Annotated in this window: 12 protein-coding genes; 8 read left to right on the top strand and 4 right to left on the bottom strand. The window is 71.7% G+C overall.

Features of this window, described 5'->3' with window-relative positions:
- Positions 1 to 96: 96 nt before the first annotated feature.
- Entirely contained in the window at positions 97 to 1,686 is a 1,590-nt protein-coding gene (locus ACWDCZ_RS08295) for an acyl-CoA mutase large subunit family protein (RefSeq protein ID WP_449815547.1), read from the bottom strand.
- A 136-nt stretch (positions 1,687 to 1,822) separates the two neighbouring features.
- Here ACWDCZ_RS08295 and ACWDCZ_RS08290 point away from each other — a divergent pair, with 136 nt between their 5' ends.
- From ACWDCZ_RS08290 to ACWDCZ_RS08265, 6 genes are all read left to right on the top strand, one after another.
- Positions 1,823 to 2,578, top strand: coding sequence for an SDR family oxidoreductase (locus tag ACWDCZ_RS08290; RefSeq protein WP_449815546.1), 756 nt, complete (start codon positions 1,823 to 1,825; stop codon positions 2,576 to 2,578).
- 328 nt (positions 2,579 to 2,906) lie between these two features.
- Positions 2,907 to 3,344 (top strand): 2-oxo-4-hydroxy-4-carboxy-5-ureidoimidazoline decarboxylase, encoded by a 438-nt coding sequence (locus ACWDCZ_RS08285; protein WP_369808249.1) that lies wholly within the window; start codon positions 2,907 to 2,909, stop codon positions 3,342 to 3,344.
- Between the two features lie 327 nt (positions 3,345 to 3,671).
- The gene (gene sdhC / locus ACWDCZ_RS08280) at positions 3,672 to 4,052 is read left to right on the top strand and encodes a succinate dehydrogenase, cytochrome b556 subunit (protein ID WP_074003919.1); all 381 of its coding nucleotides are present in this window, start codon (positions 3,672 to 3,674) and stop codon (positions 4,050 to 4,052) included.
- 8 nt (positions 4,053 to 4,060) lie between these two features.
- Positions 4,061 to 4,552, top strand: coding sequence for a succinate dehydrogenase, hydrophobic membrane anchor protein (sdhD, locus tag ACWDCZ_RS08275; RefSeq protein ID WP_049649183.1), 492 nt, complete (start codon positions 4,061 to 4,063; stop codon positions 4,550 to 4,552).
- 51 nt (positions 4,553 to 4,603) lie between these two features.
- On the top strand, positions 4,604 to 6,346 hold the full coding sequence (sdhA, locus tag ACWDCZ_RS08270) for a succinate dehydrogenase flavoprotein subunit (RefSeq protein ID WP_049649182.1): 1,743 nt from the start codon (positions 4,604 to 4,606) through the stop codon (positions 6,344 to 6,346).
- Positions 6,346 to 7,119: a succinate dehydrogenase iron-sulfur subunit gene (locus ACWDCZ_RS08265; RefSeq protein ID WP_049649181.1), complete on the top strand. Its 774-nt coding sequence runs from the start codon at positions 6,346 to 6,348 to the stop codon at positions 7,117 to 7,119. The genes sdhA and ACWDCZ_RS08265 overlap by 1 nt, the downstream gene beginning before the upstream one ends.
- 74 nt (positions 7,120 to 7,193) lie before the next feature.
- Here the strand turns inward: ACWDCZ_RS08265 and ACWDCZ_RS08260 are convergent, their stop codons facing one another.
- On the bottom strand, positions 7,194 to 7,451 hold the full coding sequence (locus tag ACWDCZ_RS08260; RefSeq protein WP_049649180.1) for an SCO4848 family membrane protein: 258 nt from the start codon (positions 7,449 to 7,451) through the stop codon (positions 7,194 to 7,196).
- A gap of 136 nt (positions 7,452 to 7,587) precedes the next feature.
- On the opposite strand from ACWDCZ_RS08260, the gene ACWDCZ_RS08255 reads away from it, so the two are divergent.
- Positions 7,588 to 8,775, top strand: coding sequence for a D-alanyl-D-alanine carboxypeptidase family protein (locus ACWDCZ_RS08255; protein ID WP_375877440.1), 1,188 nt, complete (start codon positions 7,588 to 7,590; stop codon positions 8,773 to 8,775).
- A 27-nt stretch (positions 8,776 to 8,802) separates the two neighbouring features.
- Here ACWDCZ_RS08255 and ACWDCZ_RS08250 read toward each other — a convergent pair whose 3' ends face one another.
- The gene (locus tag ACWDCZ_RS08250) at positions 8,803 to 9,834 is read right to left on the bottom strand and encodes a YihY/virulence factor BrkB family protein (protein WP_449815545.1); all 1,032 of its coding nucleotides are present in this window, start codon (positions 9,832 to 9,834) and stop codon (positions 8,803 to 8,805) included.
- Positions 9,835 to 9,881: 47 nt separating this feature from the next.
- Positions 9,882 to 10,880: a glycosyltransferase family 2 protein gene (locus ACWDCZ_RS08245; protein ID WP_449815544.1), complete on the bottom strand. Its 999-nt coding sequence runs from the start codon at positions 10,878 to 10,880 to the stop codon at positions 9,882 to 9,884.
- A 134-nt stretch (positions 10,881 to 11,014) separates the two neighbouring features.
- Here ACWDCZ_RS08245 and ACWDCZ_RS08240 point away from each other — a divergent pair, with 134 nt between their 5' ends.
- On the top strand, positions 11,015 to 14,587 hold the full coding sequence (locus tag ACWDCZ_RS08240) for a bifunctional glycosyltransferase/CDP-glycerol:glycerophosphate glycerophosphotransferase (protein ID WP_449815543.1): 3,573 nt from the start codon (positions 11,015 to 11,017) through the stop codon (positions 14,585 to 14,587).
- Positions 14,588 to 14,635 lie beyond the last annotated feature (48 nt).

The raw sequence follows: 14,635 nt of genomic DNA, 5'->3' as shown, positions 1-14,635 counted from the left end.
GGGTTGCGTGCCCTGTGCAACGATCCCCCGGGCCGGCGGTCACGGCCGCCAACCCCCCTGACGGCACCGGCGGGTTGACGGCAGTTCAGCTGGTGGTCAGAAGCGCTCCACCGGGGCGTACGTCCCCCACACCCCGCGCAGCGCGTCGCACACCTCGCCGACGGTGGCCCGGGCGGCCAGCGCCTCCTTCATCGGGTACAGCACGTTCCCCGTCCCCTCGGCGGTGCGGCGCAGCCCGTCCAGCGCCCGGGTGACGGCGCCGGCCGAGCGCCCGGCCCGCAGCCGGGCCAGCCGCCGCGCCTGCCGCTCCTCGATCGCCGGGTCCACCCGCAGCGGCTGGTACGGCTCCTCCGTGTCCGACCGGAAGCGGTTGACCCCGACCACGGTCCGCTCCCCGGAGTCGGTCTCCTGCTGGAGCCGGTAGGCGGTGCGCTCGATCTCGCCCTTCTGGTAGCCGCGTTCGATCGCGGCCACCGCGCCGCCCTGCTCCTCGATCCGGTCCATCAGCGCCCGCGCGGCGGCCTCCACCCCGTCGGTGAGCGACTCGACGGCGTAGGAGCCGGCGAACGGGTCGACGGTGGCCGTCACGTCGGTCTCGTACGCGAGCACCTGCTGGGTGCGCAGGGCGAGCCGGGCGGCCTTCTCGGTGGGCAGCGCGATCGCCTCGTCGAAGCCGTTGGTGTGCAGCGACTGGGTGCCGCCGAGCACCGCGGCGAGCGCCTGGACGGTGACCCTGGCCAGGTTGACCTCGGGCTGCTGGGCGGTGAGCTGCACCCCCGCGGTCTGGGTGTGGAAGCGCAGCATCTGCGAGCGCGGGTCCCGGGCGCCGAATCCGTCCCGCATGATTCTGGCCCAAATCCTGCGTGCGGCGCGGAACTTGGCCACTTCCTCCAACAGGGTCGTGCGGGCCACGAAGAAGAACGAGAGCCGGGGGGCGAAGTCGTCCACGGCCATCCCGGCGGCAAGCGCGGTACGGACGTAGGCGATGCCGTTGGCCAGGGTGAAGGCGACCTCCTGCGCGGGATCGGCCCCGGCCTCGGCCATGTGGTAGCCGGAGATCGAGATGGTGTTCCAGCGCGGGACCTCGGCCCGGCAGTAGCGGAACACGTCGGCGGCCAGCCGCAGCGAGGGCTCCGGCGGGAAGATGTAGGTGCCGCGGGCGATGTACTCCTTCAGCACGTCGTTCTGGACCGTCCCGGTGAGCGCCGACGGCGCCACCCCCTGGGCCTCGCCGACCAGTTGGTAGAGGAGCAGGAGCAGCGCGGCGGGCGCGTTGACGGTCATCGAGGTGGACACCCCGCCGAGCGGGATGCCGTCGAACAGCACCGCCATGTCCTCGACGCTGTCCACGGCGACGCCCACCCGGCCGACCTCCCCGGCGGCGAGCGGCGCGTCCGAGTCGTAGCCCATCTGGGTGGGCAGGTCGAAGGCGACCGAGAGGCCGGTGCCGCCGCCCGCGATCAGCTGCCGGTAGCGGGCGTTGGACTCGGCGGCGGTGCCGAAGCCCGCGTACTGGCGCATCGTCCACGGGCGGCCGGTGTACATCGTCGGGTAGACGCCCCGGGTGTAGGGGTACTCCCCCGGCCGGCCCAGCCGGGCGTCGGCGTCCCAGCCGGCCGGCGACCCGGGGCCGTACACCGGCTCGATCTCGAAGCCGGACTCGGCGCGGCGCGGCTCGGCTGCCATGGGGGCCCTCCGGGGCTGGGGGAACGGGGTCCTCGCACTATCGGGCTCCCCGCCGTGTGGGAGGCGACCGGCCCGCCGGAGCGGCGGCGCGGTTGAGATGATCGGGTGAACGACCGACGAGCCCCAGGGAGTGGCAATGACCGAGCAGAAGGTGGCCGTGGTCACCGGTGCCAGCAGCGGAATCGGCGCGGCGACCGCCCGCCGGCTGGCCGCCGAGGGCTTCGACGTGGTGCTGACCGCCCGCCGCACCGACCGCGTCGAGGCGCTGGCCAAGGAGATCGCCGACCGGGGCGGCTCCGCCCGGGCCGTCACCCTGGACGTCACCGACCGGGCCGCGGTGGACGCCTTCGCGGCCGCCGTCGGCCGGGTGGACGTCCTGGTGAACAACGCCGGCGGCGCGATCGGCGCCGAGACCGTCGAGCACGGCGACCCGGCCGACTGGCGGGCCATGTACGAGGTGAACGTGCTCGGCGTGCTGCAGGTGACCCAGGCCCTGCTGCCGGCCCTGCGGGCGACCGGCGACGGCACGGTCCTGGTGCTCTCCTCGACCGCCGCGCTGGCCGCGTACGAGGGCGGCGGCGGGTACGTCGCCGCCAAGCACGCCGCGCACACCATCGCCGCCACGCTACGGCTGGAGCTGTGCGGGGAGCCGATCCGGGTGATCGAGATCGCCCCCGGCATGGTGAAGTCCGAGGGCTTCGCGGTCACCCGCTTCCGCGGCGACGAGGAGAAGGCCGCCGCGGTGTACGCGGGCGTGGCCGAACCGCTCACCTCGGAGGACATCGCGGACACCGTGGCGTGGGCGGTCACCCGGCCCTCGCACGTGAACATCGACCTGCTGGTGGTCCGCCCGAGGGCGCAGGCCGCCAACCACAAGGTCCACCGCGACTGAGCCCGGGAACCGGCGGGGAGGGCGCTGACGTGCAGGTGTCAACGTCACAACTTGATAGCTCGTCCGGATGAATTCGGCGCGCGCCCTCCCCAACTGATGACCGCTCAACTACCTTTGAGGCGCTGAACGACCGGCGCTCGCGCGCCCCTCGGCAGCCCCCATCCCACCTGCGCACCACCCCGTTCCACCGGCACCTTCCCGCCCTCACGAGGAGGACCCGCTGGCCAGCGACATCCCGTCACAGCGGCTCGACGTCAGAACAGAGCCGACCCTCCTCGGGCTGCACCGCTTCAACGAAGCCGACGCCGGCGCCGCCGAGGAGGCCCTCCTGGCCTGCTGCGGCAGCCACCGCTGGGCCCTGCGCCTGACCGCGCACCGGCCCTACCCCGACATCGAGTCCCTGCTGGCCGCCGCCAGCGAGGCCTCCTACGACCTCCGACCGGCCGACCTCACCGAGGCCCTGGCGGACGAGAGCTGGATGCCGCAGCCGCTGCTCGGCATGCGGGCTCCCGGCAGCCAGGCCGCCCACACCGCGCTGCGGGCGGCGCACGCCGCGTACGAGGCCCGGTTCGGCCACGTCTTCGTGGTCTGCCTGGAAGGGGTCGCCCCGGAGGAGATGCTCGACACCGTGCTCTCCTCGATCCGCACCCGCCTCGCCAACGACCCGGACGAGGAGCGGCTGATCGCGTCCGACGAACTCCGCCGGATCGCCCTCACCCGACTGGAGCACCTGGTCGCCACCCACCCGGAGACCGCGGCGCGCTGAGCCCGCATCACGCCCCCTCTTCACCCTGCCGGGTGACAACGATCACGAAACCGCCCGGACGAGTGAACCGACCCCGCCACCGGATCCGACCGCCGCGCCCCGCGCCCACCGACGCGGGGCGCGAGCATGCCGTCACCCATCGTGATGACTCCGGGTTTGGTTCCCGCCCCACTAGGCCAGAAGTGCCTGATTGATCACACCTGGGGCCCCCGGAGGCGGTTCACGACAAGGCGTCGATAGGATGCTGGCGGCCGGTGGACCGTACCCGGCCGGGCTGACCGACACCGAAGCCGGCCGAGCCCCCAATCGCTTCCGGAGGGTTTTTCCGTGCCGGCTGGAACGCTGTACCGCGGCCGGGAAGGCATGTGGAGCTGGGTGGCTCATCGAGTCACCGGCGTCCTCATCTTCTTCTTCCTGTTCGCCCACGTCCTCGACACCGCCCTCGTGCGAGTGTCGCCGGAGTCCTACGACACCGTCATCCAGACGTACAAGACTCCGCTCGTGAACCTGATGGAGTACGGCCTGGTGGCCGCCATCCTGTTCCACGCCCTGAACGGCCTGCGCGTCGTCGCAGTGGACTTCTGGTCGAAGGGCCCGAAGTACCAGAAGCAGATGCTCTGGAGCGTCGTCGGCGTCTGGGTCGTCCTGATGGCCGGTTCCTTCTACGGGATCCTCCAGCACACGCTGATCTCCTGGTTCGGGAAGTGAGCCGAGACATGTCCACGGAATACTCCGACGCCATCGTCGTCCCCTCGAAGCAGGCGCACACCGGCAAGGGACTGGGCACCGGCAACCCGGCCGACGCGTTCGTCATCGAGCCTCCGCGCAAGCGGACCACGAAGACCCCGCGTCGCACCCGCACCAACTTCGAGATGCTGGCCTGGCTCTTCATGCGCCTGTCCGGTGTCGTTCTGGTCGTGCTGATCCTCGGCCACCTGCTGATCATGCTGGTGCTCGACGGCGGCGTCTCCAAGATCGGCTTCGCCTTCGTGGCTGGCCGCTGGGCCTCGCCGTTCTGGCAGGGCTGGGACCTCCTGATGCTCTGGCTCGCCATGCTGCACGGCGCCAACGGCATGCGTCAGGTGATCAACGACTATGCCGAGAAGGACTCGACCCGGCTCTGGCTCAAGGGGCTCATGGGTACCGCCACGGTCTTCACCGTGCTGCTCGGCACCCTGGTGATCTTCACCTTCGACCCCAACATCTGAGCCGCGAGCACCATCGACCATCGGCAGAGGCCAGAGGCGAGTTAACCCCCCATGCAGATTCACCAGTACGACACCGTCATCGTCGGCGCCGGCGGCGCCGGCATGCGCGCGGCCATCGAGTCGACGCAGCGCAGCCGCACCGCCGTCCTGACCAAGCTCTACCCGACCCGGTCCCACACCGGCGCGGCCCAGGGCGGCATGTGCGCCGCCCTGGCCAACGTCGAGGAGGACAACTGGGAGTGGCACACCTTCGACACGGTCAAGGGTGGTGACTACCTGGTCGACCAGGACGCCGCCGAGATCATGTGCAAGGAGGCCATCGACGCCGTCCTCGACCTGGAGAAGATGGGCCTTCCCTTCTCCCGCACCGAGCAGGGCCGGATCGACCAGCGCCGCTTCGGCGGCCACTCCCGCAACCACGGCGAGGCCCCGGTCCGCCGCTCGTGCTACGCGGCCGACCGCACCGGCCACATGATCCTCCAGACGCTGTTCCAGAACTGCGTCAAGCACGGCGTCGAGTTCTTCAACGAGTACTACGTCCTCGACCTGCTGATCAACGAGGGCAAGACGGCCGGCGTCGTCGCGTACGAGCTGGCCACCGGCGAGATCCACGTCTTCCAGGCCAAGTCGGTCGTGTTCGCCTCCGGCGGCACCGGCAAGTTCTTCAAGGTCTCCTCCAACGCCCACACCCTCACCGGTGACGGCCAGGCCCTGGTCTACCGCCGCGGCCTGCCGCTGGAGGACATGGAGTTCTTCCAGTTCCACCCGACGGGCATCTGGCGCATGGGCATCCTGCTCACCGAGGGCGCCCGCGGCGAGGGCGGCATCCTGCGCAACAAGGACGGCGAGCGCTTCATGGAGCGCTACGCCCCCGTCATGAAGGACCTCGCGTCCCGTGACGTCTGCTCCCGCGCGATCTACACCGAGATCCGCGAAGGCCGCGGCTGCGGTCCGGACGGCGACCACGTCTACCTGGACCTGACCCACCTGCCGCCGGAGCAGCTGGACGCCAAGCTGCCGGACATCACCGAGTTCGCGCGCACCTACCTCGGCATCGAGCCCTACACGGACCCGATCCCGATCCAGCCCACCGCGCACTACGCCATGGGCGGCATCCCGACCAACGTCGAGGGTGAGGTCCTGCGCAACAACACCGACATCGTCCCGGGCCTGTACGCGGCCGGCGAGGTCGCCTGCGTGTCCGTGCACGGCGCCAACCGCCTGGGCACCAACTCGCTGCTGGACATCAACGTGTTCGGCCGCCGCGCGGGCATCGCCGCCGCCGACTACGCCAACGCGAACGGCTTCGTCGAGCTGCCCGAGAACCCGGCCGAGAAGGTCCAGGCCCTGGTCGACGGCCTGCGCGAGGGCACCGGCACCGAGTCCGTGGGGCAGATCCGCAAGGAGCTGCAGGAGACCATGGACACCAACGCCATGGTGTACCGCACCGGCGCCACCCTGAAGCAGGCGGTCGAGGACATCGCCGCGCTGAAGGAGCGCTACAAGAACGTCTCCATCCAGGACAAGGGCTTCCGCTACAACACGGACCTCCTGGAGGCCGTCGAGCTGGGCAACCTGCTCGACCTGGCCGAGGTGCTGGCCGTCTCCGCGCTGGCCCGCGAGGAGTCCCGCGGCGGCCACTACCGCGAGGACTTCCCGACCCGTGACGACGTGAAGTTCATGCAGCACACCATGGCGTACCAGGAGGTCGCCGCCGACGGCAGCACCTCCATCCGCCTCGACTACAAGCCGGTCGTCACGACCCGCTACCAGCCGATGGAGCGTAAGTACTGATGAGCACTCCGACCGTGGAGAAGCACTCGGCCGCTCTGGACGCGGTCGAAGCCGGTGCCGTCCAGCCGATCACCGTCACCGTCCGGATCCGCCGGTTCAACCCGGAGGAGCACCCGGACCCGGTGTGGGTCGACTACCAGCTGACGATGGACCCGAAGGAGCGCATCCTCGACGCGCTCAACAAGATCAAGTGGGAGCAGGACGGCACCCTCACCTACCGCCGTTCCTGCGCCCACGGCATCTGCGGCTCCGACGCCATGCGGATCAACGGCCGCAACCGGCTGGCGTGCAAGACCCTGATCAAGGACGTCAACCCGGAGAAGCCGATCACGATCGAGGCCATCAAGGGCCTCACGGTCCTCAAGGACCTGGTCGTGGACATGGACCCGTTCTTCCAGGCGTACAAGGACGTCATGCCGTTCCTCATCACCAAGGGGAACGAGCCGACCCGCGAGCGCCTGCAGTCCGCCGAGGACCGCGAGCGCTTCGACGACACCACCAAGTGCATCCTGTGCGCCGCGTGCACGTCGTCCTGCCCGGTGTTCTGGAACGACGGCCAGTACTTCGGCCCGGCCGCCATCGTCAACGCGCACCGCTTCATCTTCGACTCGCGCGACGAGGGTGCCGAGCAGCGCCTGGAGATCCTCAACGACCGTGAGGGCGTGTGGCGCTGCCGCACCACCTTCAACTGCTCGGAGGCCTGCCCGCGCGGCATCGAGGTCACCAAGGCGATCCAGGAAGTGAAGCGGGCCCTGGTGACCCGCCGCTTCTGATCCCACCCGCCACACCGGAGGCCCCCGCCCGATCCTCGGATCGGGCGGGGGCCTTCGCGTTGCCGTCCTCCGGGTCAGTCGGTGGCCGGGGTGCGGCGGGTGGCGCGCAGGCCGCGCAGGCCGATGGCGCCGACCGCGATGCCGAGGGCGAAGGAGGTGACGGCGAGGAGGAGGTGGACCCAGAAGAAGGCGGTGGGCTGGGAGTGGTCGCCGTTGGTGAACGCCTGGCCGCCGGAGTCCTTCCAGAGGTTCTTCACGAAGGTCGTCCAGATGATGATCGACCAGACCCCGAAGGCGGTCAGGAACCAGGAGGTGCGACGGCTGAGCTTCATGGGGGTCCTCGGCTTGTGAAGGCGGTGTGCGTCCCCAGTATGCGCGGGCCGCCGATCGGCGTACGGCGGGCCCCTCCTGCGGAGGACGGGCTCCGGGGGGAGGGCAGCGGGAGCCCCGAGTGGGTACGGTCAGCTGGTGCCCACACCCCGACTCACGTTCGCGCGCCTGTGCGCCGCGGTCACCGCGGCCCTCCCGGTCCTGCTCGCCGCCCCGGCGGGCGCGACCCCGCAGCAGCCGCCCCCGTCGGCCGCGGTCGGCGGCGAGCGGCTCGGGCTCCCCGGGGTCCAGGTCGCCCCGATGGCGGGTGCCCCGCCGCTGCCCTCCGACCTCACCGGCCAGTCCTGGATAGTCTCCGACGCGGCGTCGGGCGACGTGCTGGCGGCCAGCAACCCGCACCTGCGGCTGCCCCCGGCGAGCACCCTGAAGATCCTCTTCGCGGACACCGTGCTGCCCAAGTTCGACCGCAACGCGGTGCACCGGGTGGCCGACGAGGAGATCCAGGGGATCGGCCCCGGCAGCAGCCTGGTCGGCATCAAGGAGAACCTGGACTACCGGGTCGAGGACCTGTGGCGCGGGGTGTTCCTGAGCTCCGGCAACGACGCGGTGCACGTCCTGTCGCACATGAACGGCGGCGTCCAGCAGACCGTCACCGAGATGCAGGCGCGCGCCGACGCGCTCCAGGCCCGGGACACCAGGGTGATCTCCCCGGACGGCTACGACATGGACGGCCAGGTCTCCTCGGCCTACGACCTGTCGCTGTTCGCCCGGGCCGGCCTGCGCAACGCGGACTTCCGGACGTACTGCGCCACCCGGGACGCGATGTTCCCGGGCGCCGTCGACCGGAACACCGGCCAGCGCGGCAGCTTCGGGATCGCCAACACCGACCGGCTGCTGGGCAAGTACCCCGGCCTGATCGGGGTGAAGAACGGCACCACCACCAACGCCGGCTCGACCTTCGTCGGCGCCGCCGAGCGCGACGGCCGCACCCTGCTGGTGACGGTGATGCACCCGGCCAGCTACCAGCGGGTGTACGACGAGACGGCCGCCCTGCTGGACTGGGGCTTCGCCGCGGCGGGCAAGGTCCAGCCGGTCGGCAGGCTGGTCGACGAGCTCCCGCCCGCCGGCGCCGAGCCGACCGGCCAGGCCGGCGGCGCCGAGGGCACGCCCGCACCGCCGCCGCACCCCGCGGCCACCACCGCCCCGACGGCGGCGATGGGCACGCGCGGCGGGCTCGGCCTCGGCGGCTGGTCGGCCGTGGTGCTGGCCGGGGCCGCGGCCGGGTACGGCGCGCTGGTGCTGCTGCGGCGGCGCTCCGCCGGCTGACCCGCCGACGGGTGGGAGGGCTCGGCCTCAGTCCCGGGGCCGGGCCCTCCCCCCGCCCTCGCCCTCCCCGTTCTCCTGCTCCTGCTCCTTCTCCTTCTCCTTCTTCCGCTGCTCGGCCCGGGCGGCCCGCTCCACCGCGTCCGCCTCCGCCGCCGCCTCCGCCTCGTCGGCCGCCTCCAGCAGCGCCCGCCCGTGCGCCCTGGTCCGGTCCCGGGCGGCCACCGGGTCCGCCGTCGCCGTCCAGGCCACGCAGTACATCAGCAGCCGGGAGACGAAGTTGATCCACAGCAGCAGCGCCACCGGGGTGGCGAACGCCCCGTACAGGCTCCGTCCGGCGACCGAGCCCAGGTAGGAGGCGAGCAGCAGCTTCAGCAGTTCGAAGCCGACCGAGCCGATCAGCGCGGCCTGCACCAGGTCCCGCCGGCGCTGGTCGGTGATCCCGGGGAAGGGCGCCAGCAGGTAGGCGAAGAGCAGCATGTCGCACGCTATGGCGATCAGCACGCCGACCGCGGTCAGCAGGTACCCGCTGTTGAGGCCGATCGCGTCGGCGATCCGGCCGGCGAGCGTGGTGCCGGCGGCGGAGGTGGCCAGCGAGAACAGCGACACCAGGCCGAGGCCGGCCAGCACCGCCACGTCCCACCCCTTGCGCAGGACCGGGTTGCCCTCCTCCTGGGGCAGCTGCCACAGGTCGCGGATCGAGGTGCGCATGGTGTCCACCCAGCCGAGGCCGGAGACCAGCAGCAGCGCCCCGCCGACCAGCCCGACGGTGCCCGCGTTGGCCACCAGGGCGGGCAGGTTGAGCGCGTCCGAGAGCCCCGGCAGCTGGTCGGAGATGTGCTCCTGCAGCTCGTGGACCCGGCTGTCGCTCAGCGTCGCGGCGGCGACCGCCAGGCCCACCGTGAGCAGCGGGAAGAGCGCGAGGAAGCCGAAGAAGGTGACGGCGCCGGCCAGCCGGTTGCCCCGGGCGGCGGAGAAGTACTCGTACACCCGGTACGGGCGGCTGCGCAGCACCCGGGCCACGAGCGGGCCGACGACCGGCAGGCGGGTCAGGAAGTCCACCTACCGGTTATAGCCGGTCCGTCCCCCGAACGGGCGTCAGTTCGCGCTCAGCGCTTGACGAGTCGCCGGGCCTTGGCGAGGGCCCGGACGGCCTGGTAGGCGCCGTAGCGGCCGTGGCTGAGCAGCTCGGTGCGCACGCCGTCCACGCCGGCCGGCGGCCGGTAGCCGGCCGGGCGCAGCCGGGCGCAGTGCTCGGCGGCCCGGCGGAAGTACTCGCGGCGGTCGCCGGGCGGGACCCGGCCGGGCTTGGAGACCACGGTGTTGAGGTGGTGCAGCATCCGCCCGTAGACGACCGGGCGCCAGCGGTCCAGGTCGGGGCGGCCGTCGAGGAAGGCGAAGACCAGGTCGTACTGGGCGAACACGTCGAAGTGCTTGCGGCTGGCGGTGGCCAGGATGTTGCCGCCCTCCTGGCGCTGGCGGTAGTGCACGCCGACCTGGTCGAGCAGGGTGATCCGGGCGGCGGCGAGCAGCGCCGGGTACGTCCAGGGGGTGTCCTCGTAGTAGCCGGCCGGGAAGACCAGCCGCTGCTCGGTGATGAAGTCACGGCGGTAGGCCTTGTTCCAGACGACCTGGAGCAGGTCGAGCAGGTCGGGGCGGGCGTCGAGGTCGAAGACGTCCGGGGAGGCGGCGCCGAAGACGTGCGCGGAGGCGGCCCGGGTGATCCGGCCGTCGGCGTAGGTGCGGGCGTAGTCGTAAACCAGGATGTCCGGGTCACCCGTGGCGGTGAGCCGCTCGTCGATGCTCTTCAGCAATCCGGGGGTCAGCGTGTCGTCGCTGTCGAGGAAGATCACGTAGTCCCCGGTGGCGACCTCCAGGCCGGCGTTGCGGGCCCGGCCGAGGCCGACGTTCTCCGGCAGGTGCAGCACCCGGACCCGGGCGTCGGCGGCGGCGGCCCCGTCCAGGATCGCGCCGCAGCCGTCCGGGGAGCGGTCGTCCACCGCGATCAGTTCGACGTCCGGGCCGTCCTGGCCGAGCACCGAATCGAGGCACTCGGCGAGGTAGTCCTGGACCTGGTACACGGGGACGATCACGCTGAAACGGGACACGGACCCAGCGTAGTGGTCCCCGGGTGGGCGAGGTCCCCGGAGGTAGGATCGGGGGCGCACGTACGCACCGATCCAAGTGCGGTCAGACCCCGTACGGGCTGCCACGCTCCTCCAGAGAAAGGCCTGCGTAGCCGATGGCTCCCCGCCTCTCCATCGTCGTCCCGATCTACAACGTCGAGCGCTACCTCGTCGAATGCCTCGACTCGATCGCCGCCCAGACCTTCACGGACTTCGAGTGCGTCATGGTCGACGACGGTTCGAAGGACGGCAGCGCGGCGCTCGCCGAGGCGTACGCGGCCCAGGACTCCCGGTTCCGGCTGGTCCGGCAGGTGAACAAGGGCCTCGGCGCGGCCCGCAACACCGGCATCCGGCACATCGACCCGGACTCCGAGTTCCTGTGCTTCGTGGACAGCGACGACTCGATGCCGCCGAGCGCGTACGAGCTGATGATCAACACGCTGGACGAGACCGGCTCGGACTTCTGCACCGGCAACGTGCTGCGCTTCCGCGCCGTGGGCTACTACCAGTCCGGCGGCCACCTGAAGCCGTTCAAGGAGACCAGGCTCAAGACCCACATCACCGAGATCCCGGCGCTGGTCACCGACCGCACCGCGTGGAACAAGGTGTACCGCCGCTCGTTCTTCGACGCGGCCGGCCTGCTCTACCCCGAGGGCATCCTCTACGAGGACGCGCCGGTCAGCGTGCCGCACCACTACCTGGCCAAGAGCGTGGACGTGCTCTCCGAGCCGATCTACCACTGGCGCGAGCGCGAGGTCGGCGAGATGTCGATCACGCAGATGCGCACCAACCCCAGGGGCCTGATCGACCGGGTCGCCTCGGTCGAGCTGGTCCGCGCCTGGCTGACGAAGCAGACCGAGCCGCGCTTCGCCGAGTACCTGCGCTCCTACGACGAGAACACCCTCGTCGAGGAGATCCCGATGTTCTTCTCGTCCCTCGTCGAAGGGGACAAGGAGTACCGGGACGCCTACCTCCAGCACGTCGGCCGGCTGCTCCGGTCGATCGGCGCCGAGCACGTCGCCCGGCTGCGCGCACCGCTGCGGCTGAAGTACCACCTGACCCTGTCCGGCCGGATGGACGAGCTGGTCGAGCAGATCACGTACGAGCGCGAGAGCGGCGGCGGTGTCCAGGCCCGCGGCCTGCTGCGCCCGTACGCCGACTACCCGTTCCTGCGCGGCGGGCGCAAGAGCGTGCCGGCCGGGGTGCTCAAGCTGGACAACTCGCTGGTGATCCGCAGCCGGCTGTACCGCAGCACCTGGGAGGACGGGAAGCTCCGGCTGACCGGGCACGCGTACCCGGAGCAGCTGGGCGCGGCCGGCAAGCACGACATGGTCCGCACCCTGGTGCTGCGCGAGGCCAAGGGCCGCCGGGTCATCGCGGTGCCGATGCGGACGACGTACAGCCCCGAGGCCACCGCGAGCTGCCACCACGACCTGTACAGCTGCGACTGGTCCGGCTTCACCGTGGCCATAGACCCGAAGAAGCTGAGGCACCGCGGCCAGTGGAAGGACGGCAACTGGCGCCTCCTGGTGGCCGGCGCGGGCAAGGGCGGGGTCTACAAGGGCCGGATCTCGGCCGGGTGGAGCGACAGCGCGCTGTACCTCCCGTCGCACTGGGTCGAGCCGGACGTGCGGATCGTGCCGTGGATCCGGGACAACTTCGTCTACCTCCGGGTGGAGACGGTCAAGGCCCGGGTGACCGGCCTGGCCGCCCACGGCGACCGGCTGGAGGTCTCGGGCGCGGCCCGCTCCGGCCCGAGCTTCGCCGGGGCGCGGCTGCGGCTCACCCACACCGAGTCGGACCGCCACCTGACCTTCCCGCTGGAGCTGGGCGCTCCGGTCGGCTCGCTCCAGCCGTTCACCGCGGCCTTCCCGGTCGCCGAGCTGACCGCCGTCCGCGAGGCCTGGGCCGAGCTGGACCCGGTGGCCGCCGAACGCAGCCGCGACCACTGGGACGGCGCGCTGCTGCTGGCCGACGGCAGCACCGTCCAGCTGGCCTGGGACGACCGCAACGCGCCCGAGCGGCTGCACCTGGCGCTGAACCCGCAGGCCCCGGTCGCCGAGCGCCGGGCGCTCTACTCCAAGCCCTCCCCCCACGGGCACCTCCAGTTCACCGACCAGGTGCTCCAGCCGCTGGTGGACGAGGTCTCCTCGCGCGGCGCCGACGGCTTCCTGCTGAGCGGCTCGTTCCCGCTGCCCGGCGCGCACCGCTGGGAGCTGGTGGTCCGTCACGAGTGGCGCGAGGAGGAGCACGCCTACCCGGTGGAGATCTCCGACGGCCGCTTCCGCACCGCGCTGCCCGCCGTGCCGACGGCCTCCTTCGCCGGCCGGGTGCCGCTCTCCCGGGGCACCTGGAACGTCGTCTTCCGCCCGGTCGGCGTGCCGGCGCCCGAACTGCCGGACGCCGCCGCGCTGGTGACCCCGGACTGCTTCGACGTCCTGCCGGTCGAGGTGGAGTCCCGCGGCAAGCGGATAGTGCTGGAGCGCCGCGACCACGACGCCCTGTCGTTGGAGTCGCACTCGGTGCTGCTGCCCGAGGAGCGGGCCGGCTACCGCCAGCGCCAGCTGCAGAGCGTGGACTACCCGGCCGCCCGCCGGCTGCCGGTGCGCGACACGGTGCTGTACCACACGGGCAAGTACGGCACGTACTCCGGCTCGCCCCGGGCGGTGCACGAGGAGCTGGTCCGCCGCGGCCTGTCGCTGGAGCACCTGTGGGGCAACGACGACATGCAGGCCGAGCTGCCGCAGAGCGCGACCGCGCTCCGGTACCGCAGCCCGGAGTGGTACGAGGCGCTGGCCACCGCCAAGTACGTCGTGGCCAGCACCCACCTGCCCGACTTCTTCGTCCGCCGCCCCGACCAGGTGGTCGTCCAGACCTGGCACGGCACCCCGCTGAAGCAGATCGGCTTCGACTTCGAGAAGGTCTGGTTCACCGACTCCAAGTACCTCAAGAGCCTGGCCCGGGAAGTCCCGAACTGGAGCCTGCTGGTGGCCGGCAACCGCTGGTCGGCCCCGGTGCTGCGGCGCGCCTTCGACTTCAAGGGCGAGATCCTGGAGAGCGGTTCGCCCCGCAACGACCTGCTGTTCGCGACCGACCGGGAGAAGACCGCCGAGCAGGTCCGGGAGCGGCTCGGCCTGCCCGAGGGCAAGAAGGTCGTGCTGTACGCGCCGACCTGGCGCGAGGACCGGCGCCGGCCGCAGGGCGGCTACCAGATCGACCTGCGGATCGACCTGGCGGCGGCCAAGGCCGCGCTCGGCGACGACCAGGTGCTGCTGGTGCGCCGGCACCACCTGATGTGCGGCCAGATCCCGGGCGCCGGCAACGGCTACATCTGGGACGTCGGCACCTACCCCGACATGGCGGAGCTGCTGCTGATCGCCGACGTCCTGGTGACCGACTACTCGGCGAGCGCGTTCGACTTCGCGTCGACCGGCAAGCCGATCGTGTTCTTCACGCACGACCTGGAGCACTACCGGGACAACCTGCGCGGCTTCAGCCTGAACTTCGAGGCCGAGGCGCCCGGCCCGATGCCGGCCACCTCCGAGGAGCTCCTCTCGGTGCTCGGCCGGGTGGACGAGGTCGCGGCGAAGTACGCGGACCGGGCCGCCGCGTTCCGCGAGGCCTACTGCGACCTGGACGACGGCAAGGCCTCCGCCCGGGTGGTCGACGCGATGCTCCGCAAGGAGTAGCCACCGCGCACGATCCGGCGGGCGCCAGAGCAGGACGGCGACCGCGCC

Source organism: Kitasatospora sp. NPDC001225 (assembly GCF_053597855.1).
The sequence above is the reverse complement of the archived record's forward strand: the minus strand, read 5'-3'. Positions and strand labels throughout refer to the sequence as shown.